Annotated in this window: 20 protein-coding genes and 3 pseudogenes; 13 read left to right on the forward strand and 10 right to left on the reverse strand. The window is 44.4% G+C overall.

Annotated elements, in window-relative coordinates; genetic code table 11:
- The coding region (locus E5355_RS14605; RefSeq protein ID WP_210434533.1) for a transposase at window positions 1-393 on the forward strand (393 nt) is incomplete at its 5' end.
- Window positions 394-738: 345 nt separating this feature from the next.
- Here the strand turns inward: E5355_RS14605 and E5355_RS14610 are convergent.
- The 4 genes from E5355_RS14610 to E5355_RS14625 form a co-directional block, all read right to left on the reverse strand.
- Window positions 739-1452, reverse strand: a complete 714-nt coding sequence (locus tag E5355_RS14610; protein ID WP_136010928.1) for a LexA family transcriptional regulator — start codon at window positions 1450-1452, stop codon at window positions 739-741.
- A 196-nt stretch (window positions 1453-1648) separates the two neighbouring features.
- Window positions 1649-2179 carry a 30S ribosomal protein S16 gene (locus E5355_RS14615; protein WP_136010929.1) on the reverse strand — a complete coding sequence of 177 codons (531 nt, stop codon included), beginning with the start codon at window positions 2177-2179 and terminating at the stop codon, window positions 1649-1651.
- Between the two features lie 186 nt (window positions 2180-2365).
- On the reverse strand, window positions 2366-3673 hold the full coding sequence (locus E5355_RS14620; RefSeq protein WP_136010930.1) for a Na+/H+ antiporter NhaC family protein: 1308 nt from the start codon (window positions 3671-3673) through the stop codon (window positions 2366-2368).
- 123 nt (window positions 3674-3796) lie between these two features.
- Entirely contained in the window at window positions 3797-4852 is a 1056-nt protein-coding gene (locus tag E5355_RS14625) for a LacI family DNA-binding transcriptional regulator (protein ID WP_136010931.1), read from the reverse strand.
- A gap of 340 nt (window positions 4853-5192) precedes the next feature.
- Between E5355_RS14625 and E5355_RS14630 the strand changes: the two genes are divergently transcribed.
- The 3 genes and pseudogenes from E5355_RS14630 to E5355_RS14640 all read left to right on the forward strand — a co-directional run bounded on the left by E5355_RS14630 (window position 5193) and on the right by E5355_RS14640 (window position 7158).
- The gene (locus E5355_RS14630) at window positions 5193-6218 is read left to right on the forward strand and encodes a sugar kinase (RefSeq protein WP_136010932.1); all 1026 of its coding nucleotides are present in this window, start codon (window positions 5193-5195) and stop codon (window positions 6216-6218) included.
- A gap of 46 nt (window positions 6219-6264) precedes the next feature.
- Window positions 6265-6413, forward strand: a pseudogene (locus tag E5355_RS19985) (four helix bundle protein); the annotation flags it as partial.
- 76 nt (window positions 6414-6489) lie between these two features.
- Complete coding sequence (locus E5355_RS14640) at window positions 6490-7158, forward strand: bifunctional 4-hydroxy-2-oxoglutarate aldolase/2-dehydro-3-deoxy-phosphogluconate aldolase (RefSeq protein ID WP_009038291.1); 669 nt, start codon at window positions 6490-6492, stop codon at window positions 7156-7158.
- 813 nt (window positions 7159-7971) lie between these two features.
- Here the strand turns inward: E5355_RS14640 and E5355_RS14645 are convergent.
- Entirely contained in the window at window positions 7972-8865 is an 894-nt protein-coding gene (locus E5355_RS14645) for a helix-turn-helix domain-containing protein (protein WP_136010933.1), read from the reverse strand.
- Window positions 8866-8873: 8 nt separating this feature from the next.
- Window positions 8874-9086, reverse strand: a pseudogene (locus E5355_RS14650) (helix-turn-helix domain-containing protein); the annotation flags it as partial.
- Window positions 9087-9410: 324 nt separating this feature from the next.
- On the opposite strand from E5355_RS14650, the gene proS reads away from it, so the two are divergent.
- Window positions 9411-10904, forward strand: coding sequence for a proline--tRNA ligase (gene proS / locus E5355_RS14655; protein ID WP_016273676.1), 1494 nt, complete (start codon window positions 9411-9413; stop codon window positions 10902-10904).
- A 260-nt stretch (window positions 10905-11164) separates the two neighbouring features.
- On the opposite strand, the gene E5355_RS19515 is transcribed toward proS, so the two are convergent.
- Both E5355_RS19515 and E5355_RS14660 read right to left on the reverse strand, forming a co-directional pair.
- Window positions 11165-11266: a smalltalk protein gene (locus E5355_RS19515; RefSeq protein ID WP_005829220.1), complete on the reverse strand. Its 102-nt coding sequence runs from the start codon at window positions 11264-11266 to the stop codon at window positions 11165-11167.
- A gap of 54 nt (window positions 11267-11320) precedes the next feature.
- A complete protein-coding gene (locus E5355_RS14660) occupies window positions 11321-11830 on the reverse strand; it encodes an HU family DNA-binding protein (RefSeq protein WP_136010934.1) in 510 nt (169 codons plus the stop codon).
- A gap of 276 nt (window positions 11831-12106) precedes the next feature.
- On the opposite strand from E5355_RS14660, the gene E5355_RS14665 reads away from it, so the two are divergent.
- Window positions 12107-12367 carry a DUF4248 domain-containing protein gene (locus E5355_RS14665; RefSeq protein ID WP_016273678.1) on the forward strand — a complete coding sequence of 87 codons (261 nt, stop codon included), beginning with the start codon at window positions 12107-12109 and terminating at the stop codon, window positions 12365-12367.
- Window positions 12368-12496: 129 nt separating this feature from the next.
- Here E5355_RS14665 and E5355_RS14670 read toward each other — a convergent pair whose 3' ends face one another.
- Window positions 12497-14629, reverse strand: a complete 2133-nt coding sequence (locus E5355_RS14670) for a VapE domain-containing protein (RefSeq protein WP_136010935.1) — start codon at window positions 14627-14629, stop codon at window positions 12497-12499.
- 122 nt (window positions 14630-14751) lie between these two features.
- The gene (locus tag E5355_RS14675) at window positions 14752-15075 is read right to left on the reverse strand and encodes a hypothetical protein (RefSeq protein ID WP_136010936.1); all 324 of its coding nucleotides are present in this window, start codon (window positions 15073-15075) and stop codon (window positions 14752-14754) included.
- A 324-nt stretch (window positions 15076-15399) separates the two neighbouring features.
- Between E5355_RS14675 and E5355_RS14680 the strand changes: the two are divergent.
- The 7 genes and pseudogenes from E5355_RS14680 to E5355_RS14710 all read left to right on the forward strand — a co-directional run.
- Window positions 15400-15600: pseudogene (locus E5355_RS14680) on the forward strand (PD-(D/E)XK nuclease domain-containing protein); the annotation flags it as partial.
- A 325-nt stretch (window positions 15601-15925) separates the two neighbouring features.
- The gene (locus E5355_RS14685; RefSeq protein WP_136010947.1) at window positions 15926-16444 is read left to right on the forward strand and encodes a UpxY family transcription antiterminator; all 519 of its coding nucleotides are present in this window, start codon (window positions 15926-15928) and stop codon (window positions 16442-16444) included.
- Window positions 16445-16600: 156 nt separating this feature from the next.
- A complete protein-coding gene (locus tag E5355_RS14690; protein WP_246866964.1) occupies window positions 16601-18064 on the forward strand; it encodes a lipopolysaccharide biosynthesis protein in 1464 nt (487 codons plus the stop codon).
- Between the two features lie 89 nt (window positions 18065-18153).
- Complete coding sequence (locus tag E5355_RS14695; protein ID WP_136010937.1) at window positions 18154-19275, forward strand: polysaccharide pyruvyl transferase family protein; 1122 nt, start codon at window positions 18154-18156, stop codon at window positions 19273-19275.
- Window positions 19276-19311: 36 nt separating this feature from the next.
- A complete protein-coding gene (locus E5355_RS14700; protein WP_136010938.1) occupies window positions 19312-20667 on the forward strand; it encodes an O-antigen polymerase in 1356 nt (451 codons plus the stop codon).
- 10 nt (window positions 20668-20677) lie between these two features.
- Window positions 20678-21805 (forward strand): glycosyltransferase family 4 protein, encoded by a 1128-nt coding sequence (locus tag E5355_RS14705; RefSeq protein ID WP_136010939.1) that lies wholly within the window; start codon window positions 20678-20680, stop codon window positions 21803-21805.
- A 53-nt stretch (window positions 21806-21858) separates the two neighbouring features.
- The gene (locus E5355_RS14710; protein ID WP_136010940.1) at window positions 21859-23028 is read left to right on the forward strand and encodes a Coenzyme F420 hydrogenase/dehydrogenase, beta subunit C-terminal domain; all 1170 of its coding nucleotides are present in this window, start codon (window positions 21859-21861) and stop codon (window positions 23026-23028) included.
- Window positions 23029-23129 lie beyond the last annotated feature (101 nt).

The following is a 23129-nucleotide window of genomic DNA, read 5'->3' on the forward strand; positions in this document are numbered from 1 at the left end:
TTGCGTGGCAGTTACTTTAAAGCTCGGGAGAACCATATTATAGAAGTCAACCACCGGTTAAACCAATACAAACGGCAGGCACGGGAAAGGTTAGTCTCAGAAGAAGGAGTCAGGCATAGGGGCAGGCGGTGTATAGAACCGGAAGCTGTGTTCGGACAAATGAAATACAACATGGCATACAGGAGGTTCCGGCATGTGGGAGAAGACAAGGTGACAATGGACTTTGCCTTCTTTGCCATAGCTTTTAATATCAAAAAGATGTGTGCAAAACTGAGAAAAACAGGAAAGGAGCTCATTACACTTACTAAATCTATATTTATTGGACTATTTATAACCCGATACAACGGGAATATAGTAACTTGTTACCAAATGAATGAGAAAAAAGCGGCGTAGACAAAAGAAAAGATAACAGGACTATAAATTATAGAAAAAGGTTGTGCCAACGTTTTGACACATTTACTTTTTTGTGTCTTTTTTATTAGGGGATAGGTTAGGGGATAGTTTTCCCATTTTTTTAAGGTTTGTATTTCATAGGATAATAACACGTATTACTATTATAACCTCAAAATATCGCAAAATTATTATAGGAAAATCCCCTAATTGTTTTAGTGTGTTTGAGTATTGTAAATAGTTGTATTATAGTTTATTGTGCTTGTTTTTGCCTTAAAAAGCCCATAAACTTGCGTGTGTGCGTTAAAAAGAGGCTATCATGCGTATTTGCGTGTAAACCGCGTGGTGTTATTCAATATGGATTACTCCTACAATGCGCGCCATGCCGGTTATCTCATCTTTTGGTATGTCAAAAGGTGGGTACTCTTTATTATCGGATACAGCGGTTAGGCAGTCTTTATCAGTCCCCGGCATTATGCGCTTTACAAGCATTCCCCGGTCAATTGTGGCAATCATGTGGCATTTGTTCCATTCAATGTATCGGGAATGATTGATTATTGAGCAGGCTATTATGTCACCGGGATAGAATTTTGGTATCATAGAGTCCCCTGTAACCTCAATCATGAAGTCTACAGCGAGGTATCGGAACTTAGGGATGATATAGTAGGCTACAACATCGTGTTCCTTTATTGAAAAATGTGCATTAGCGAAGCCTCCGACAGCTCTTTCTGAAACTAAGGGGATTGCACCGGGAGCCTTTTTCGTAGTTTCGGTAAGAGCTTCAAAATGGGTTTCTGAACCGCTTCGGGTAGAAATAAGCTTTTCTCTGTTTGTAGTGGCAATGGGCTTTAAACATTCTTTAAGCATATCTCCTTCGCCTGTTATGAGCCAGTCTGCTGAGATGTTTTCGCAATTTGAGTATATTGTTTCAATATCAAAAGTATTTCGACTAATCCAAGTGCTTAATCCTTGTGCCGAAATTCCTAACTTCTTTGCAAACTGCGACTTATTACCTCCGCAGTAGTGATTGATAAGGGCATTTAATATGTCTGCTTTCGTCATAATGTGCTAAATAATTCTCGTTATGAGAAAATAATCCACATTATGTTTTGTGGATATTCTTAAAATGTTTATCCTTGCGGTGTGGTTAAGATGTTACCACCGCGCCAAAGATAAGAATAAAAAATCCCCTCCGATATGGGTCGGAGAGGATTTTTATAGTTTTAATCCCATTTTAGCGATAAGGCTGTGCTTGCTATTATTCGTTAGCAGCTTCTTCGGCAGGAGCCTCTTCAGTCGGTGCTTCAGCGGCAGCTTTTGCGGCAGCTTCAGCAGCTTTCTTCTCAGCCAATGCTTTTGCTTTTTCTTCGTTTATTTTCTTTTCAGCCTCCAGACGTGCTTTTGCTTCAGCTTTCTTAGCTTCGTCTTCTTTAGCTTTCAGAGCAGCCAAACCGTTTTGTTTGTTGTTCTTCCAAGCTTCGAACTTAGCATCGGCTTCCGCTTCACCAAATGCGCCTTTTGCTACACCGCCCAGCAGGTGCTTCTTCATGTAAACACCTTCGCGGGAGAGGATGTTGCGAACTGTGTCGGTAGGTTGTGCGCCCTTCAACACCCAGTCGAGTGCCCGGTCGAACTTCAAATCTACTGTGGCAGGATTGGTGTTAGGGTTGTAAGTACCAATCTTCTCAATAAATTTACCATCACGTGGTGCTCTTACGTCTGCAATAACGATAGAGTAGAAAGCATAGCTTTTACGTCCATGTCTTTGCAATCTGATTTTTGTTGCCATTTAATTAAAATGTTTTTAGTTAATGATTTGAATTATGCTACTATCTCGTAATAGCGGTTGCAAAGATAGGGAATAATTTTGAGTTATGAGTGATGAGTGATGAGTTATTTGTTGATGAGAGTGGTGTTTTTTGATATTCATTCTCCTGTCAACAAATAACTCATCCTCCCGTTGACAAATAACTCATCACTTTCCCGAGTATTTCCTGGGGTATCTCAGCAGGATGGCGAGGGTGGCGCATGCTCCCATGCAGAAGGGGTAGTATAGGTTTCCGATGATGCTGATGGGTGAAATGCAGGCAAGTCCGGAGGCTATCAGCATTTGCGCTCCGTAAGGGATGATTCCTTGCACGAGGCATGAGAAGGTGTCCAGTATGCTGGCCGTTTTCCGGCGGTCCAGGTGGAAGCGGAGGGCGATGTCCTTGGCTATGGGGCCGGTGGTGATGATGGCAATCGTGTTGTTGGCGGTGCACAGATTGGCGATGCTGACCAGGGCGGCGATGCTGAATTCGGCTCCCCGCTTGCCGCTGACGTGGCGGGTCAGCCGGGAGATGATGAAGTCGATGCCTCCGTTGTGGCGGATGGTTTCGAGCATGCCTCCGGCCAGCAGGGTGATGATGATAAGCTCGCCCATGCCGGTGATGCCCGTTCCCATGGCTCCGAACCAGTCGAAGAAGGCGGTGCCGGTATAAATGCCGATAATTCCAGTGGAGAGGATGCCCAGCAGCAGTACCAGCATAACGTTGACGCCTGCTACGGCCATACCCAGCACGACGAGGTAGGGGATTACTTTTATCCACTCGATGCCCTGTACTTGCGGCGGGGCGGAGACGGACAGTCCTTGAAAGATATAGATGCCCAGCACGATAAGTGCTGCCGGTACCACAATCATGGAGTTGACGCGGAACTTGTCCCTCATCACGCAGTCCTGCGTCTTGGTCGATGCGATGGTGGTGTCGGATATGAAGGAAAGATTGTCGCCGAAGAACGAGCCTCCCACCACGATGGCAACCATGTAGGGCAGGTCGATGCCCGTCTTCTCCGCCAGCCCCACGGCTACGGGGGTCAGTGCAACGATAGTTCCTACGCTGGTTCCTATCGAAAGGGAGATGAAGCAGGCGGCAATGAAGATGCCCGCCAGCAGCAGGTTGTCCGGCAATATGTGCAGTGTCAGATTCACGGTTGCATCAATGGCGCCCATCTGCTTGGCGCTTTGGGCGAATGCTCCTGCAAGGATGAATATCCATACCATCAGCAGGATGTTCTTGTTGCCGGCACCTGCGGAAAACTGATGGATGCGCTGTTCCGGACTCAGCCCGCGCGTAATGGCGATGGCATAGCAGGACGAGGCGAGGAAGGCCACCGTGATGGGGACTTTATAAAAGTCGTTCGCCAGGAGCGAAGTCACCAGGTAGAGGCAAAGGAATACGGCCAACGGGCTGAGCGCCCACCAGCCGCCTTTGTTCTTGGGGATTGTATCGGTTGTTACTGACATAATTTCCTTGACGCTGTTTTCATTCATTCATCCGGTCCTCCTGCTACAGCGACGTTATCAGCCGGATTTATTTTCAGATACTTTGTTCCCATTATGTGTTGTCTTTATCTGTCTATATCCTTGTTATTTGTTGTAATAAAACTCGATATTCTCCTTTGTCAGCAAGTCAATCGGCATGAAGTTCTCCCTTGTGATTTCCTTCTTCAGAATCAGGTGTTCGCACAAAGCCTTGATGCCGTCGAATCCTTGCAGGGTGGGCTGCTGTGCTATGAGGAAGAAGATGCTTCCTTGTTTCAGGCAGTCTACGTTGCGTTGCAGCAGGTCATAGCCCATCAGGTTGAAGTCCTTTTTCTCTTTCTTCAGCAGATATTCCCCGATGATGTATGCTTTGGAGTTGAAGGTGATTCCATTCTTTACGGTCGGATGTTCTTGGAAGAATTCGTCCAGCATTTGCATGTCCTCGCTGTCGCGTTTGGCATGCAAGTCCAGTTCCCAGATGCGGCAGGCGGGATGATGTTCCTGCATGTATTCGCGGAAACCTATTTCGCGACGTTCCTGCTGGTTCGACCCGACAATCCCTTCGTTTATCTTGCGGAAGATGACGATTTCCTGCGCGTCTTCTCCGGCAAGCAGCATCAGCATGCGGGCGGCAAAATATCCGCTTTGGTGCGAGTTCTGCCCATAGAAGGAGAGGGCGGGCTCTTCCTTTATATTGGAGTCTATATATATATAAGGTATATTATGCAGCGTCAGCTCATCCGTGAAAGGCTTGGTATATTGCGGAACGGTGGGGGCAAACATCACTCCGTCCGGTTCCAGTGCCAGAATCTGCCCGGAGGCCTCCGCAAATGAATGGTAGTCGTAGGGGTCATAGTAGGAGAGTTGTACGGCAACGTTGAAGTCGGAGTAAGTTTCCACGGCATTGTGTATGCCCGCCTCCACTTCTGTCCAGTATTCGCCTTTCTGGTGCTGCGGCAACAGGCAGGCAAATGCGTACTTCTTGTTCGAAGCCAGCGCGCTGGCATACATGTTGGGCTGATAGTCCAGTTGTTTCAGGATTTCCTCCACTCGTTTCCTGCTGGATTCGGACACGCCGCTGCGTCCGTGAATCACACGGTCGACGGTTCCTACGGATACATCGGCCATCTTGGCGATATCTTTTATTCTGATTCTTTCCATCTGTATATTTACGATTTAACGATTTATGATTTACAATGTACGATTGATGTTGCTTTAGCCACGATTCTGCAATGTAATTTCAATTGTCGATCGTCCCATCGTACACCATGTTGTGCTCGTACACAATAATAATCTTAATATTTCAACGACAAATATATGATAATTTTTTGTATTTCAAAAATTGTTGTATCTTTGTGTCCGCACACGGAGATTATGGATAATGAATGTTATTTTGATATACTCTCCATGTTTTCAGGTGTTTAAGTTCTATTTGCACTTCAAAATGATAGATTGAAAGGAAATAAATTAATTTCATATTAAAATGAAACATAGAAAGATTATGGGAAAGAAAGTAGTTACATTAGGTGAAATCATGCTGAGGCTGTCTACTCTGGGAAACACCCGTTTCGTGCAGTCCGACTCTTTTGATGTGGTATATGGCGGCGGTGAGGCAAACGTGGCTGTCAGTTGTGCCAACTACGGACATGATGCTTATTTTGTAACCAAGTTGCCGAAGCATGAGATAGGCCAGTCGGCTGTCAATGCACTGCGCAAGTATGGCGTAAAGACGGACTTCATTGCGCGTGGTGGCGACCGTGTAGGTATCTACTATCTTGAGACCGGTGCTTCCATGCGTCCCAGTAAGGTGATTTATGACCGTGCGCACTCTGCCATTGCCGAAGCGGATGCTGCAGACTTTGATTTCGATGCCATCATGGAAGGGGCAGACTGGTTCCACTGGTCGGGTATCACTCCCGCCATCTCCGACAAGGCTGCCGAACTGACCCGCCTGGCATGCGAGGCCGCCAAACGTCACGGTGTCACCGTGTCGGTAGACCTCAATTTCCGCAAGAAACTCTGGACTAAGGAAAAAGCCCAGTCCGTCATGAAGCCTTTGATGCAGTATGTGGATGTCTGCATCGGCAACGAAGAAGATGCCGAACTCTGCCTTGGCTTCAAGCCCGATGCCGATGTGGAAGGCGGCAAGACCGACGCCGAAGGCTACAAGGGAATCTTCAAGGCGATGGCGAAGGAATTCGGATTCAAATATGTCATATCTACATTGCGCGAGTCCTTCTCTGCTACCCACAACGGCTGGAAAGCAATGATTTACAACGGTGAGGAATTCTACGAGTCGAAGCGTTACGACATCAATCCTATCATCGACCGCGTAGGTGGCGGCGACTCTTTCTCCGGTGGTATCATCCACGGCCTGCTGACAAAGCCCGACCAGGGTGCCGCCCTCGAATTTGCAGTGGCTGCTTCTGCCTTGAAGCACACTGTCAACGGTGACTTCAACCTTGTGTCTGCAGAAGAGGTGGAAGCACTGGCAGGAGGTGATGCAAGCGGACGGGTACAGAGATAAGTTCATTTGCTATTAGGCGATTTTACTGTTTGACACTCTCTTGTTGATGACGACAGAAGAACTGAAGAATAGGTTGAAGGCATTTGCGGTAAGGGCTGTCAGGTTGGCAGACAAGTAGACTGACCTGCAGCCAATTATCGAGCTGCTTGTTTGGGAAAATCAGATAAGGATTTCCTGAATAAATTGAAGATGGTGAATGGATGGTAAATAGTTTGATGGTATAAAGGATTAAGTAGCAGAACATTTAAATAGTCAGATAGTAAATAGAAAGATGAGTAAGTTTGATAAAATAGCAGTATTGAATAAGATTGGTTCTACCGGCATGGTGCCTGTCTTTTATCATAAGGATGCAGAAGTTGCAAAGAAAGTAGTGAAGGCTTGCTACGATGGCGGTGTTCGTGCATTCGAGTTCACGAACCGTGGTGACTTTGCTCACGAGGTGTTTGCAGAAGTGGTGAAGTTTGCGGCAAAAGAGTGCCCCGAGATGGCTATGGGTGTAGGTTCCATCGTCGACCCTGCTACTGCGGCGCTGTACTTGCAGTTGGGTGCATGCTTCGTTGTAGGCCCGCTGTTCAATCCGGAAATAGCCAAGATTTGTAACCGTCGTCTGGTTGCCTATACTCCGGGGTGTGGTAGCGTTTCGGAAGTGGGCTTCGCGCAAGAGGTGGGCTGCGACCTCTGCAAGATTTTCCCGGGCGATGTGCTTGGCGCCAAACTCGTGAAAGGTTTGTTGGCCCCGATGCCCTGGTCTAAGCTGATGGTGACCGGTGGGGTGGAGCCGACTCAGGAAAACCTGACCTCTTGGATTAAGGCGGGTGTGTTCTGCGTAGGAATGGGTTCCAAACTCTTCCCGAAAGACAAAGTCGCTGCCGAAGACTGGACTTACGTTACGGAAAAATGTAAAGAAGCTTTAGGCTATATCGCCGAAGCAAGAAAATAGAGAAGAAATTCATTTTGTTTAAAGGTGTTTGAAGGGGACAGCCATCGAAGCGTTTCGGCGCTTCGGTGGCTTGTTTTTTGCTGGAAAGTATACTCCCCGATGAGCAATGGAATGTTTATAAGTGTAAACTATACTCTTAAACTCTAAAACAATGTTATAAAATACCCGGATAGTGTGCCTGATGTTTTGCACATGCGCATAAAACACTTACCTTTGCAGTGCAGTTGGGAAACTGCATTTGGATTTGATAAATAATAAGACAGTTTTCAAAAAGGATATTGGTTGTTAGGTAAAAGGATTGAAAATAGATTTTTTCATAAGCTAAATGTTTTGAATAAATAGGTAAATTAGGTAAAGGTAAAGATTGGATTTTGAAGTTTTCAGAACAGGTAATTGAAGTTTTATTTTTCAGGTAAAGAGAAAGATTGATTTTTGGGTAACATTGATGTAGTTTAAAAGAAAAGCCTTTATGGCTTTTCTTATAGGGGCGGGGAGTTCGTGAGAGCTTGCTCGTTTTTTTATTTCCATATTCTTCGTATTTCCATATTCTTCGTATTTCTTGTATATTTTGCCCAGGCTCTACTTCTTTTCCGTATATTTGATGCAGTGTGAAGTTATTTATTTGATGCAGTGTGAAGTTATTTACTTGATGCAGTATGAAGTTATTTATTTGATACAGTGTGAAGTTATTTATTTGACTCTGTAAGCAGACTAAAAAGAATCCGCGTGAGTTGTCCGATGAACCCGCAACATCCGGTGACGGTAACATTATCGGAGCGGGCGGAAGAACCGGTTTGCAGGTACTGACCGGCGTTAATTTTGAGAGCACCTATACTCATTCGGTGCTATTCCTGTTATCTTCTTGAATAGCAGGCTGAAATACTGTACGTTTGGATAGCCTAACAACTGTGCCACAACGGCCGGGGTATTTCCCGCTTTGAGCAACATCTTTTTAGCTGCTTCAAGCCGTTTCAGTTGGAAATACTCATCTAATGTTTTGCCGGTCTCGAATTTCAGCAAGTCGTTGAAGTAAGGAACGGAAAGATGGAGGTGTGCGGCACAATACTCCGGTGTGGGTAAAACGGCATTGCCCAACTGACCGGAATCGATATAACCGTCGAGCAGCTTTTCCATTTTTACCAAAATTGTTTTGTTCTTGTCCTCTCGCGTAATAAACTGACGCTCATAATAACGGGTACAATAATCCAATAGCAGTTCGATATGACGTGAAAGAATGGTACTGCTGTGTGCATCTATAGGATGATGCAGTTCTTCCTCTATATTCCACAGGCAACAGGTGATTTTCTCTGTTTCACGCTTAGACAGATGTAAGGCTTCTTCCTTGCCGTAATGGAAGAAAGTATAGTTTTTGATATGTTTTTTCAAGGTAGTCCGAAAGAGTAGGTCAGGATGGAATATCAGCAGATAACCTTTATCCGGCAAGGTATTATTTTTACTCATGCGGAAAACCTCTCCGGGCTTCAGAAATACCATCGTGGCATTGGAATAATCGTAATACTTACGACCGCAACAACAGCCGTCGGTGCACTCCTCGGTGAGCAGCACGGTATAGAACTCGAATTTAACGGCATCCTGTTCCAGATCCGGATGTTCCAGATTGATGATGCTTGCCTGGGGATGCAGAGTTTTGCATCCCAAACGGCGGTTGCATTCGCACACGCTCTTTATGTCCAACGTCTCTTTCATCTGTCCTTTCAGCTAATCATCCTTGTGTGGTATTCATTCGGTGTGCATCCTTCCCGTTTCTTGAACAGACGGCACAGATGTTGCGGATATCGGAAGCCCGATGAATATGCTATTTGGCTTGCAGTATCTCGGGTGCCGACGATACGCTCTTTTGCTATTTCAATTACTTTCTCCTGCATGTGCTCCTGCGGCGTCTTGCCGGTCTCTTTCTTTAGCATGTTGTCCATATCTCTGTATTTTCATTTTCTCTTTTCTTTCATCACACAAAATTAGCGGATTATACGGATTTTGCCATAACCTTAATTACTGATAATATAACCTCAGATACGGATTTCGCACATTCTCCGCGGAAATTATGTAATTGGGGTTATAATATCTGTAATTCCGGCCCAATCCGAAATCCCGGTGCATTTCTTAAATAGATTAGAGCGCATTTCCGCTTCTATTAAAAATACTATTTGTTTTTCAAATAATAATTCCTTTAAAATTTGTACTTTTGCCCACTGTTTAGAGAAATCAACGAAAACTTTAAAAAACGAAATAGAATGGCAGTAGAATTGAAAGACCTTACCAAACGTAGTGAGAACTATTCTCAGTGGTACAACGAGTTGGTGGTAAAAGCCGATTTGGCAGAACAATCGGCAGTACGCGGCTGTATGGTGATCAAGCCCTACGGATACGCTATCTGGGAGAAGATGCAACGTCAGTTGGACGATATGTTCAAGGAAACGGGACACGTCAACGCTTATTTCCCCTTGCTTATTCCGAAATCATTCCTCAGCCGTGAAGCGGAACATGTGGAAGGCTTTGCCAAAGAGTGTGCCGTCGTGACGCACTATCGTTTGAAGAACGATCCGAATGGCGGCGGTGTGGTGGTGGACCCTGCTGCAAAACTGGAAGAAGAGCTGATTATCCGCCCCACTTCCGAAACCATCATCTGGAACACCTACAAGAACTGGATCAATTCATACCGCGACCTGCCTATCTTGTGCAACCAGTGGGCAAACGTGTTCCGTTGGGAAATGCGTACCCGTCTGTTCCTCCGTACCGCCGAATTCCTCTGGCAGGAAGGACACACGGCACATGCCACCCGCGAGGAAGCCGAAGAAGAAGCGGTAAAGATGCTGAATGTATATGCCGAGTTTGCCGAAAAATACATGGCAGTGCCCGTAGTGAAAGGCGTGAAGTCTGCCAACGAGCGTTTTGCCGGTGCCCTCAACACCTACACCATCGAAGCGATGATGCAGGACGGAAAGGCTTTGCAGAGCGGTACTTCCCACTTCCTGGGACAGAACTTCGCCAAGGCGTTCGATGTACAGTTCGTCAATAAGGAGAACAAGCTGGAGTATGTTTGGGCTACCTCCTGGGGTGTTTCCACCCGTCTGATGGGAGCGCTTATCATGACGCATTCCGATGACAACGGTCTGGTACTTCCTCCGCACCTGGCTCCGATACAGGTAGTCATCGTGCCTATCTACAAGAATGCGGAGATGCTGGCCAAGATTGACGAGAAAGTGGCAGGCATCGTAGCCAAGCTGAAGTCAATGGGCATTTCCGTGAAGTACGACAATGCCGACAACAAACGTCCGGGCTTCAAGTTTGCCGACTATGAGGTGAAGGGTGTCCCCGTCCGTCTGGTGATGGGTGGCCGCGACCTGGAGAACAATACAATGGAAATCATGCGTCGCGATACGCTGGAGAAGGAGACGCGCTCTTGCGAGGGTATCGAAGAATACGTGAAGAATTTGCTCGAGGACATTCAGGCAAATGTCTATAAGAAAGCGCTCGACTACCGCAACAGCCGCATCACCAGCGTGGACAGCTACGAGGAATTCAAGGAAAAGATTGAAGAAGGCGGCTTCATTCTGGCCCATTGGGACGGGACTACCGAAACCGAAGAGAAAATCAAGGAAGAGACAAAAGCAACCATCCGTTGTATTCCTTTCGATTCATTTGTTCCGGGTGACAAGGAACCGGGCAAGTGTATGGTTACCGGCAAGCCTTCTGCCTGCCGCGTGATTTTCGCACGTTCCTATTAATATACTCACCCCGGATTGAGCGGATTGACACAGGTGATTTGAGGAGTTCTGGCAATCAGTAACTTTTATCTGTGTCAATCCGTGCAATCCGGGGTGATTGTATATTCGGCCTACATACTTCTGTAACCTCCTCCACATCTCCTCGTAACAACTTTCCCTCATTTTTGCAGCGTAAAAAAAGAAAGGAGGCCCGAATATGGCTTTCCGCTATTGGGTGCGTAGCTGCCTGGCATATCCTGCCATCCTTTCTTTACGGCAACCTAAATGCTCACGTTCATCGCATTGGCTCCCAATGCCCCTAAGATGGCGGAGGCTACTGCAATCACGACTTTCAGAATTTTATCCCAGATACTTTTTTTCATGCTATATACGTTTTAAAAGTTGAACATACGAATCGGTAGTAAAATCAGTCATATTTATCCCAACGGATTTTCGCCCTGGTCTCCGTCCGAACCGCCTCCGTCTCCCGAGCCGGAACCGCCGCCGGAGCTTCCTCCTTCACCGTCTCCCTTGTTCACCAATGCTTCCAGGTCGTAGAAGTCAATCTTCTGCCCGGCACGCGTGGCGGTGATGTCCGGCCTTACGGTACTGGAAGGCCGGAAATTGATTTTCACCGCCTTGATGTTCTTTGCGGTGCACTCCTTTACATCCGTTACGCCTGCCGTGCGCGCCGACAGGCTGAATACGCCGAAGTTCTTGATGTTCACCGACTGCCCGTTGTAGAGCGTTGCAATCATGGCCTCCACAAAATTGGTCAATACACTCTGGATGTCGCCCAGCGTCAGCGAACTCTTCTCTTTCATCACGTAGGCAATGTCGTCCAGCGTCGCATTGTCGCCCAGTGTCACCAGCTGCGGGTAGAACTTTGCCACCGCATCTGCCTTTCGAGGATCTTTCCTCGCAATTTTCTTGAATGGTACTCCCATAAACAATTAAATAATTAAAAATTAACAATTAGAAATTAAAGTCCCGTATTGCAATACTCTTCTCTTTCTCCTTTAGGGGGGAAGAGGGGTGCTGCAAAAGTACTCCTCCGGCTTTTTCAGCTCATGGCTTTCTTCGGGTTACGCCGTCTCTTTTCCGTTTCCTTCCTGTTCAGGAAAAGTTCTTCGCCCGATGCCCGTTTATGTCTGTTTTTTCTTGGTAATCACGCTGATATTCAGTATCTTTATGGTGTAATAATTAACCAATAACATAAGGGAATGAAAACAGAAAAAGAAAAGAGGGAAGAGATGGAGGAAGAGCTTCGTCCGTTCCGCATCCACGCCTATTCGAAGGAAGAGCTTGCCATGCTCTACAACCCGACTTACTGCATCAGCAATGCCATCTATACCCTGGCGGCATGGATACGCCACAACAAGGCGCTGAAGGGTGAGCTGGAGAAGGTGGGCTACAACAAATACCGGCGCACCTTCACTCCGCTGGAAGTGAAAGTGCTGGTGAAGTATCTGGGAGAACCCTGACATGCCGTCGGCCGGAAATAGGGAAACCTTGTAAAGAAAACGCCAATATATGTAAAGCCCCGTAACAATATATGTTGTCATGCACAACAATATATGTTACGGGGCTTTTCTCTTCTCCTCGAATGCCGGTTACTGATATAGCTGGATGTCCACTACCTCATATTCGGTCGTCTCCTGCTCGTTGGTCCGTGTACCGAATCCGTACTTTTCCAGTGCCTGCACCAGTACCAGCTGGGTGTGCGGGTTCACCTGCACCTTCCCGAATATGCTGAGCTTGGTCAGTATCACGCTGGCAGGGAGCCATTTTACCTGCAGGTCTTCGGGCAGCGGCTTGCGGAAGAAGACGAAGAGGTTCTCCTCCACGGGGTCTTTCATGCGGTGCCGCTCGTTGTGCTTGTTCAGCTGTTCTATCTCCTCGCCCTCGTACCAGTATCTGAAACCGCCCTTCAGCAAGGCGAGCGCCTGGGCGTAGATGCCGGGATGGTTCACCGGGGTGCGGTAGTCTATGCCGGTGACGGTGATGGGGAGGAAACGCCGGTTACCGCCGATGTCCTGCAGGCACTGCCGGTTGTTGGTGCTCCCGATGAAGGAGCAGTGGCGGGGCAGGGTGAAGGCTTCGACGTCGTAGGCCTTGCGCTGCGTCACGTTGTCCTGCGCGATGATTCGCTTCAGTGCCGCCAGCTCGCCGGGCCTCACGCCCTCGAACTCTTCCATGTTGATGATGATGCGCGTGGATAGCAGGCGGGCGTCGTCCTTGTTGGAAGGGTCTATCATGCCGTTGTAGAAGTACTCTTTCCACTCGGGCGGCAGCAGGTGGCGTATCCAGCTGCTCTTTCCCTTTCCCTGCTCGCTGTAGAGGATGATGACGAGCTGGTTCATCTCCTCGTCGCTCAGCGCGCAGGCCACCATGCCCACCATCCATCGTTTGAATCCCTCCTGCCACAGTTCCCGGTTCTCGGTCGTCAGGGTGTCGGCAAGTTGGGCGATGTAGTCCGTCCCGTCCCAGGGGGGAAGCGCGTACAGGTAGTCGGTGTAGGGGTTGAACTCCTTGGCGTAGTTGGAGTCTATCACGGCTCTGAGGAAATTCTGGTAGCAGGAGATGCCGGCCATCTGCAGGTCTACGAACAGGGTGTTGTAGTCCTTCCCGCGCATGGGGCGGTATCCTTTCCGGGCCTCTTCGGGCGGGGCGTAGGGCATGAATTCGAGGCGGTCCAGGATGAGGTTCCTGCGGATGCCGTAGTGCTCTCCGAGGAAATCCATCACTTGGCTGATGACGGGCTTTTTCTCCTCCTTCTTCGCGGCGGCTTCGTTGGTCTTGTCGGTATAGATGTAGGCGTTGTGCAGGGGAGACTCCACGTCGGGGTACTCCTGCCCGAACTCTCTCTTGGCCAGCCTGACGGCTGTCTGCTCGTCCAGTCCCTTGCTGTAGCATTTGTTGCCCAGGGCGAAGAGGAAGTTGTCGCGGTTTCCCGCCCGGAACCTGGTGGTGCGCTTCACGGCGGTCACGGCTTTGGCGAATATCAGTTTCTCCCAAGGCTCTGCGTCGTGCGGCATGGCGGAGGCGGCAGCGGAAGGGATAGGACGTGCCGTTCCGTCAGGCGTTTTCTTCTTGCCGCTTTCCCTTTTTTCCGGCGGGATGATGCGCGCCGGCAGCGGGGACATCTGTTCCAGCAGTGCGGCGTTGACATAGGCATGCGGGTCGAAGGAGATGAAGTATCCTCGCGAGATGTCCTTCCCGCTTCCGTCCACCTCTACTCCGAGCAGGGCCTCGTAGTGCTCCTTGGCGGCGTTGTACAGCTTCAGGTGTATCTCCTCGAGCGTGGCGTAGGTCACCTCGCCCTGCCGGAGACGGTCGTACAGGCGCCGGGTGTATTCCGTCTGCATGAAGACGAACAGCTTGTAGCCGTGCCTTTTGGGGGAGAGGAAACTGCCCAGGGTGTGCGGTTCTCCGTTGACGAGGGTCCGGGTCTGCTCCAGCTGTCCCTCTTCCAGGTCGTCGATGTCGAGCGTGATGACGGGGTTGTAGCGGACGATGCCCGGGGCGAGCCTCCTTTCCCGGTAGTTGGCCGTGAGGGTCCTGAAGGGAAGCTGCTTCTTGACGCGGTTGGCTTCCTCCACCTTTCCCTGTGCCACGAGGCTGGCGATTTTGATGATTAACTTGGCATGCTTGCCGTTTTTTATGTCGGCCATGTCCTGCGTGAAGGTTGTCTCCCCGCTGACGGCGCTGAAACCACGGTAGGTGGTCACTGGAATGTTTTCCATTCGATTTGTATTAAGTTTGCCCTATTGGCGGCGCAAAGATGCCGTTTATTTCCTTAGGAAGCAAAAACGGCCGTCCGCGGTGGACAGCCGTTTTTTTACAATTTGGATTCCTTGGTTCCGGCTCATGCTTCCGGATACAGCTCGTTGTAGAGCCTGTATAGTTCGGACTCGATGCATCTGGCGTTCAGCGTATTCGTGCCGCCGTCGGCATCCATGAAGTCCACCAGCAGATACAGTGTCCTTGCCAGTCGGCTGACGCCTTTCATCCCGTGTTTCTTCCCGGGGTCTGCCAGCAAGTGCACGAAAGGCGTCAGAAACGCTCTCCTGTCTTTGTACTCCACCCGTAGGTGCCTGCGCACCTGCGACAGAAAGTCCATCGCCAGCTGCAATTCCTCACTCTCTTTACTGTAAATCACCTGGAAGCCTTTCCCTTGGAAGAGCTTCACCTCAATTGGAACTTTTTTCCCATTCTTTTTATTATTTTGAAGGTATATATTTATGGTTTGATAACAAACCGGACGCAAAATTAACAAATAAAGCAATGCGGACGTCTTTTCTGTCCGGAATTCTTCCGGAGGGCATCCGGCTCCTTCGTGTCAGGGAACCGTGCCGGCGGCACCCGGTGCGTGTGTGTCGAAGGGGGGGGAGGAGGGTGAGGTACATGACCCTGCAAGGAATAATGTAACACACCCTTCCTTTAAAAAAAATAAGAGAATCACGCGCCTGCGCGCGTACCTCTCCATAATGGATGATGAGCTGCCGTGCAATGCTTTTCCGGCATTCCCTACGAACTGAGCGACAATACCGAGCGTCATTACCAAGCCATCTTCTATGTGGTCTTCACCCTGCCGGGACAGTTCGTCGAGACGGAAGTGCGCAGCGCCCGCGGCCGTGCCGATGCCGTGGTGAAGGCAGGAGTGAACTTCAGCAAGGAGACAAGGAACGTGGAGAGGTATCTGGTGGAGGGCTGATTCATATAAATGCCGTCGCGAGGGCTTCCGACATTTTATGTGTCGGAAAATTTTGTAATTTCATTTCTTGGCATTACCTTTGCGCTCATTAAACGGAGCGTGCCATAAGTGTTTATCTTTCATAAGCATCCGTTTACGGCAGCATGTCGCAAGACGGCTTGGATATAACTATTTCGTCGCCTTCCTTCCGAGATGGTGGAGGGTCTTGAAATAAAATGAATGCACATAGTCTATTTAAAGTAACCGCATTACATTACTTGACCGGGAGGTACTTCGCTACTCCGGTGTCCCCCAATCATATTTTTTCGTGAACGAGAATGCAGAAATGCACTGGTATGCAGTGCGTGTCACCTATAGCCGTGAGCTTTTTTTCAAGGATTTTCTGGATGCCGAGGGCATCGAGAGCTATATCCCCATGCGCTATGAGTATGTCGTGCGGAAGGAGCGCCGCCTGCGCAAGCTTGTTCCCGCGGTCCATAACCTGGTCTTCGTCCGCTCCACCCGCGAGCGCATGGACGAGATAAAGAACAGGCCCGGCATGAACATCCCCGTCCGCTATATCATGGACCGCGAAACCCGCCGGCCCATCGTCATCCCGGACTCGCAGATGCGCAGCTTCATCGCCGTGTCGGGCACCTACGACCAGGCCGTGCTCTATCTTGAACCCACCGAGCTGAACCTCTCTCAAGGAACACGGGTACGCATCACCGGCGGCATCTTCGAAGGAGTGGAAGGGGTGTTTGTGCGTGTGCGCCACGACAGGAGGGTGGTGGTGAACATCGAGGGGGTGATGGCGGTGGCGACGACGTTTGTGCATGCGTCGCTGGTGGAGGAGATCGAATAAAACTAGTTTTAGGGCACAGGAAAATGTGCCCTTTCAAAGGGGGATGTCCTAAATTGAGTGCTTACATTCCGATTCAATTATTACCTGATGACTTCAATCTCTAGTAACAAGCGTATCGCTAAGAATACGATATTTCTGTATATTAGGATGCTCTTTATGATGGCAGTAATCCTCTATGCTTCGCGTGTAATACTCGAAGTTCTGGGAATAGAGGATTATGGTATCTATAATGTAATAGGCGGAATCGTTGTATTATTTGCTTTTATCAATGATTCAATGGTGACGTCTACCCAGCGATTTCTTAATTATGAGTTAGGGAGAAATAATCAGCAAGAAGCCGCACGGGTATTTTCTGCAAGCTTGACCCTCCATCTGTTTATTGTAGTTATCACATTTTTGTTGGCTGAAACTATTGGGTTATGGTTCTTGTACAATTACATTAAGTATCCTCCGGAAAGAGAGTTTGCTGTATTGGTTACTTACCAATTCTCCATATTGACAACTTGCGCCAATATGATTAGGGCACCGTATAATGCGGCTATTATCTCTTATGAACGGATGGGATTCTTTGCCCGCATCAGTGTGATAGAAGCGGTAGCGAAATTGGCAATAGTTTATCTGTTGGCGGCATCTCCGTGGGATAAGTTGATTAGCTATGCTGCCTTGATGTTTGGGGTAGTCTTAATTATCACGCTCTGTTATTATCTGTATTGTAAAAGGATTTTTCCTATCTGTATATATGATTACTTTTGGGAAAAGAGTCTTTACAAAAGGCTGGCAAGTTTTTCAGGCTGGAGTCTGTTCGGTGGGGTGGCAAACACTGCTGCGTCGCAAGGACTGAATGTCTTGATGAATATTTTTTTCGGTGTAACGGTAAATGCAGCGTTTGGGGTGGCAAGCCAGGTAAATGCTGCCGTATATAGCTTTGTGGGCAATTTTCAGATTGCATTTAAACCCCAAATAGTAAAGTCTTATGCAGCACAAGAGAGGAAGTATTTCATGGATTTAATTATTAATACTTCCAAGTACTCGTATTTTCTGCTATTTATAATTTGCATGCCCTTGTATGTATGTTGTGAAGAGGTGTTGTCTTTGTGGCTGACAGAGGTACCTCCTTATGCTGTTTCTTTTTGTAGATTGATGCTGATTTTTTCGCTGCTCGATGCTATTCAGGGACCTCTATGGATTTCAGTACAAGCAACAGGGAAAATTCGTAATTATCAGTTGTTGATGGGAGTGATGATTTTATCTAATCTGCCTATCAGTTATCTGTTTCTGAAATTAGGCTTTTTGCCTGATATAGTTCTTGTTGTTAAAGTAGTTATGAATGTTCTGATTTTTGTAGCAAGGATAACCTATCTAAATAGATTGTTTTCATTTCCGATTATTCGGTTTATGAGAGAGGTGTTAGTTAGGGTATTTGTTGTGACATTACTTTCTTGTTTGTGTATCATCTTCCTTCCGACCACTTCAGATGACTTTATTTCAATACTCTATATCGTTTGTATTTCGCTCATAATTAATGGTTTGCTAATTCTAATAGTAGGTGTAAATAAAAAGGAGAGAGCATTGGTAATAAACCAACTTGAAAAGTTTTTGAATTCTAATAAGTATCAGTAGGTAAGTTTTCCTAAACACTCTAATCTAAGCTTTCTATTTAATAAAGAAGATACTTAAAAATAAGTACTAACAACGTAAAATTAGTAATAGTGACTAAACCTAAAGTAGGAATACTTTCTATGCAGCGTGTCATAAACTATGGCTCGTTTTTGCAGGCGTATGCTCTCAGAGAACTTTTAAGAAAGAATGGTGCAGGTAATATAAGTTTTATTGATATTATTCCTGGACGCCCATTGGTCTGTGGTGAACAGACTAAAGCCGTTTGGAGAAGATATATCGAAAAAATAATATTACTGGTTAAAGAAGGTAATATAATTTCTGGCTTGAAAGACTTCTATTTTAATAGAAAGTTGGATTGGTCGATTAGAAAGTCTTGGCCTATATTGGAGTTAGACAAGCCTAAAGATACTACATTTGATTCTGTTGTGATTGGGAGTGATGAGGTCTTTAATTGTTGTCAAGAGAGTTTGTGGGGATACTCTACCCAACTCTTTGGAGATAAATCAAAGATACAATCAAAAAGAGTGTTTAGCTATGCTGGTTCGTTTGGATATACAACATTAAAAGATTTGCATAAGTATTCTGTGGCAGAAGAGATTGCATATAATCTTAATAACCTAAAAGCAATTTCTGTTAGAGATGAAAATTCAAAAAATATTATCTTGAAACTAACAGGAAAGAAGGCGTTGCTTCATTTGGATCCTGTTCTGATATACGGATATAAGAAAGAGATTGGTTCAATGGCTGAACGGCCTATAAGAGGTAAATATATGATTGTCTATACCTATCAAGGGCGATTGAAAGACTTAGATGAAATATCTGTAATAAAGTGTTATGCAGCGAGACACAATTATAAGTTAGTCTCGATTATGTGTAGATATAATTGGTGTGATACTGCAATACTTCCTTCAAATCCAATTGATGTCCTTAGATTTTTTAAGTTTGCAGAATGTATTGTAACAGATACTTTTCATGGAACTATATTTTCTATAATCACTCACTCGCGTTTTGCAACGTTTGTAAGACCATCGAACATAAATAAACTACATTTTCTTTTAATATCTTTAGGCTTGGAGAAGCATGAAGTGAATAGAGCAGATGCTCTATATAGCATTTTAGATATAGAGGATAATTTTGAGAAAATAGAAGGAATTTTGAACGGTTATCGAGAAGAAACAATAAGTTATTTGAGGAATAATATATCTGAATAACCTTTTGAATTGGATATATCTTGTAGTGTACTTAATATGAAACAGTTAATAGCGAATAATAAACGGATTATTTTTGTAATTATATTTGTTTATTCCCTACTTCTGTACTTTAATGCTCCTATCAGATATAATTATATATTTGATGTTACATGCATGTTTTCTTATTTCGTTTTTGTACTTTTCTTTTTTGCATGTAAACAAGAGCAAAATTATATGGATTTTGATACACTCTTTTTCATTGCATATTTCTTTGTGATGTTTTTTTATCCTGTGTTTTTATATCCGGTAGACCCTGAGCGATTTTGGATATTTAAATTTAAATTTGATGAGGATTTAATATCACAAGCTACGTCATTATCGCTTTTGGGTATTTCTTCCTATATGCTGGGAAGTGTTTTTTATAATCCTAAAAAAATTTTAGAGGAATCAGTATATAAAAAAATTAATACGATTCCTCTGTTTTTTATAAGTATTGTTTCGCTATTTCTCTTTATAGCTCTTGGAGGATATCAAGAACTTGTCGGTATGTATGCAGGCGAAGGTAAAATGCAAAGTGGATTGTATAATTATTTTTTTCTACTTTCATATGTCAGTATCTTTTGTATGATAATAGCATGGTTTTATAATTCATATGGTCTATCTCAGGATTCTATTAGATGGCAAAGCTTTCCTAAATTGCAGGTTATCTATATAATATTGTTTCTTTTACTTTTATTATATTCAGGAAGTAGAGGTAAAATTATAAATATTGGACTGATTACATTAGGGCTATATTCTTATCTTTATAAGCCTTTTACTTTAAAACAAGTAATCCTTCTTTCATTTATTGGTATTTTGATGATGTTTTTTATTGTACTTTATCGCTCAAATTGGGGAGAAAATCATGAAACTTATGCAGATGTTGTAATGGATCTAGTCCTTAATAATCGTAATCTTTATGAGGCTTTAGAGATTGTGGAGCGTGAAGGTCTAACCTATGGCCGTTCTATGCTGGCCTATATTCTTGGAGTGATTCCTTTTCTTCAGGGTATTGTATTTAGTATATTTAATATTGATCCCGACACAACGAATTCAGCAATGATTATAACTAAATCTATACTTGGAACTACATCTGAAACAGGGACAGGCACTACTATTATATCAGATATTTATCTTTCCTTTGATGTTGTAGGTGTTATCTTTTTTATGCTGATTTTAGGTAGATTTACTTGTTACTTAAAGATGAGAGGCAAATTGAATTTATACACTATGACTACATATGCTATAATGATGGCATTTGCAGTATACGCTTCTAGGGCAGAGTACTTTTTTAGTGCACGTGTAATGGTTTGGAGTTTATTTCTTATGTATATTCTTCATTCCGTAAGATTGAAAATTAAAACAATTTCTTAAAAGTGATTTTATGACAATTTTATACTGCTTGGCCGGAACGTTTAATTCTGGAGGAATGGAGAGAATTGTAATTGATAAAGCAAATTGGTTTGTAAGCAATGGGCATAATGTTGTTATTGTGACTACTGAACAGAATAATAGACCTAATTTTTTCCCTATAGATGAAAGAGTACGACGGATTGATTTGAACATAATGTATTCTGAAACAAATAAAGACAATGTAGTAAAGAAATTTTTTCGAAGAAATAAGAAAAATAGATTGCATAAGAGATATCTGAAAAATGTATTAAATGTAGAGAAACCAGATGTTGTAATTTCCACTTGTGGAAACGAATTATTCTTTCTTCCGGATATTAAAGATGGTAGTAAAAAAGTGGCCGAAATTCATTTTTCAAGATGGTTTAGGATTCAATTTAATCGGAATGGAATTTGGAAATTGATTGATAAATATCTTACTAGGTATGATAAAATAAGATTAAGTAAATTTGATGCTTTTGTTTGTCTGACAGAAGAAGATAAAAGAAATTGGGGAAATTTGGATAATCTTTATGTTATCCCCAACTTCATAGAACCTGTATCTAATACTCTTGCCTCTTTGACACAGAAGTGCTTTATAGCTGTAGGCCGTTTAAGTTATCAAAAAGGTTATGATAGGATGATTGAAGCATGGCGCATTGTAAATAAAGAATATTCTGATTGGAAATTAGAAATTTATGGTGGTGGAGAACTTTATGATGATTTATGTGCAATGATAAATGGGTATGGACTATCAAAATCAATCATAATAAATAGACCAGTCTCTAATATACATGATAAATATCTTACTTCTTCAGGACTTTTATTATCTTCTCATTATGAAGGTCTTCCTATGGTACTTCTTGAGGCAATGTCATGTGGTCTTCCTGTAGTTTCATTTAATTGCCAATGTGGACCTGCGGATGTCATTGAAAATGGTATAAATGGCTTTTTGGTAGAAGATGGTGATGTCAGTGTTTTTGCAGATTGTATTAAGCAATTAATTGAGAATGAAAAAATGAGATCTGATATGGGCTTGAATGCTTATGAAATTTCTAGACGGTTTAATAAAGAAGTAGTGATGAACTGCTGGCTTCGATTGCTGTTGGGTTTAGTAAGATAGCCATATTGGAAGATAGATATTTCATAAAAAGGTAGGGAGATAGAGTACTAATTATGATAAAATTATGTGAAAAGGTTGATTGTACTGGTTGTGGCGCCTGTTACAATATTTGCAATAAGGGTGCCATTTCGATGAAATCTGATGAAGAAGGTTTCCTTTATCCTATGTTGGATTATGAAAGATGTGTAGGATGTGGTCTTTGTCAGAGGGTTTGTCCTATAATAACCCCTTTAGAGAAATACAATAAAGCGGATCATCCTCTTGCTGTTGTTGCAAAATCTCAACAAATAAGAACTCAAAGTTCTTCTGGCGGAATGTTCTCTGTTTTGGCTAATCATGTTTTGTCTGAAGGAGGTAAAGTATATGGTGCTGCTTTTGGCAATAACTATATAGTATACCATAAGATGGTTGATAATGAAGAGGGATTATCTCAATTAAGGGGATCTAAATATATACAAAGCGATACAAGAGAAACTTATAAAGAGGTAAAGAAAAATTTGGTAGAAGGGGTAAAAGTTTTGTATACTGGTACACCGTGCCAAGTTGCAGGCTTGCGGCGGTTTCTAGGTAAAACAAATACATCTTTATTGATAACTGTCGATTTGGTTTGTCATGGAACTCCTTCACATTATGCTTTTCAATTATATCTCGAAAAATTAGCAGAGAAACTTCATTGTAATAGGACTGATTTTCAAAAATTTTGTTTTCGCAATTTGAAGGGATGGAGCGTAGTCCCATCCCTTCAAATTGCGAAAACAAAAGAGAGACATCTATTGCTTCCTTCTGAGAACTTGTATATGGAATTATTCTTATCTTCAAATTTGCATAGAGAGTCCTGTTACCACTGCTTATATACTACACCAGAACGTATAAGTGATATTACAATAGCAGACTTTTGGGGAATAGGCGATAAGTCATATTTTGGATATAATACAAAAGAAGGTTGCTCTTTAGTACTCTTGAATAGTGAGAAGGGAAAACAATTTTTTAATGATTTGTCTGTTGGTGAAATTTATGTAGAACATAGAGAATGGCAAGAAGCGTTGAGTAGGAATACTCAGTTACATACTTCCTCTATACGTCCTAAAAAGCGGGATATCATTTATCGCTATATGAGAGAGCATGATTATGATTCTACTTATAAATATTTTATCAAGACTCCTTATGCACGGTTAAGGCACACAATTGGAAATGTGTTGAGATTTCTGCATTTGAGAAAATAAGGAGTAATATTTCGTAAGCGTCTAAAAATGTTGTCTTGTTTACATTCTAAATATTTCGACCTTAAAGATGTTCCTTACAGTATCAACAACTCGGTTGTTGA

Source organism: Bacteroides muris (ex Afrizal et al. 2022), from assembly GCF_004793475.1.
Taxonomy (GTDB): domain Bacteria; phylum Bacteroidota; class Bacteroidia; order Bacteroidales; family Bacteroidaceae; genus Bacteroides; species Bacteroides muris.

What these genes read in the sequence shown, in the direction of transcription:
- E5355_RS14610 (WP_136010928.1), bottom strand. Translation starts at nt 1,452, where the DNA reads ATGACGAAAGCAGACATATTAAATGCCCTTATCAATCACTACTGCGGA.
- E5355_RS14615 (WP_136010929.1), bottom strand. Translation starts at nt 2,179, where the DNA reads ATGGCAACAAAAATCAGATTGCAAAGACATGGACGTAAAAGCTATGCT.
- E5355_RS14620 (WP_136010930.1), bottom strand. Translation starts at nt 3,673, where the DNA reads ATGTCAGTAACAACCGATACAATCCCCAAGAACAAAGGCGGCTGGTGG.
- E5355_RS14625 (WP_136010931.1), bottom strand. Translation starts at nt 4,852, where the DNA reads ATGGAAAGAATCAGAATAAAAGATATCGCCAAGATGGCCGATGTATCC.
- E5355_RS14630 (WP_136010932.1), top strand. Translation starts at nt 5,193, where the DNA reads ATGGGAAAGAAAGTAGTTACATTAGGTGAAATCATGCTGAGGCTGTCT.
- E5355_RS14640 (WP_009038291.1), top strand. Translation starts at nt 6,490, where the DNA reads ATGAGTAAGTTTGATAAAATAGCAGTATTGAATAAGATTGGTTCTACC.
- E5355_RS14645 (WP_136010933.1), bottom strand. Translation starts at nt 8,865, where the DNA reads ATGAAAGAGACGTTGGACATAAAGAGCGTGTGCGAATGCAACCGCCGT.
- proS (WP_016273676.1), top strand. Translation starts at nt 9,411, where the DNA reads ATGGCAGTAGAATTGAAAGACCTTACCAAACGTAGTGAGAACTATTCT.
- E5355_RS19515 (WP_005829220.1), bottom strand. Translation starts at nt 11,266, where the DNA reads ATGAAAAAAAGTATCTGGGATAAAATTCTGAAAGTCGTGATTGCAGTA.
- E5355_RS14660 (WP_136010934.1), bottom strand. Translation starts at nt 11,830, where the DNA reads ATGGGAGTACCATTCAAGAAAATTGCGAGGAAAGATCCTCGAAAGGCA.
- E5355_RS14665 (WP_016273678.1), top strand. Translation starts at nt 12,107, where the DNA reads ATGAAAACAGAAAAAGAAAAGAGGGAAGAGATGGAGGAAGAGCTTCGT.
- E5355_RS14670 (WP_136010935.1), bottom strand. Translation starts at nt 14,629, where the DNA reads ATGGAAAACATTCCAGTGACCACCTACCGTGGTTTCAGCGCCGTCAGC.
- E5355_RS14685 (WP_136010947.1), top strand. Translation starts at nt 15,926, where the DNA reads ATGCACTGGTATGCAGTGCGTGTCACCTATAGCCGTGAGCTTTTTTTC.
- E5355_RS14690 (WP_246866964.1), top strand. Translation starts at nt 16,601, where the DNA reads ATGATGGCAGTAATCCTCTATGCTTCGCGTGTAATACTCGAAGTTCTG.
- E5355_RS14700 (WP_136010938.1), top strand. Translation starts at nt 19,312, where the DNA reads ATGAAACAGTTAATAGCGAATAATAAACGGATTATTTTTGTAATTATA.
- E5355_RS14705 (WP_136010939.1), top strand. Translation starts at nt 20,678, where the DNA reads ATGACAATTTTATACTGCTTGGCCGGAACGTTTAATTCTGGAGGAATG.
- E5355_RS14710 (WP_136010940.1), top strand. Translation starts at nt 21,859, where the DNA reads ATGATAAAATTATGTGAAAAGGTTGATTGTACTGGTTGTGGCGCCTGT.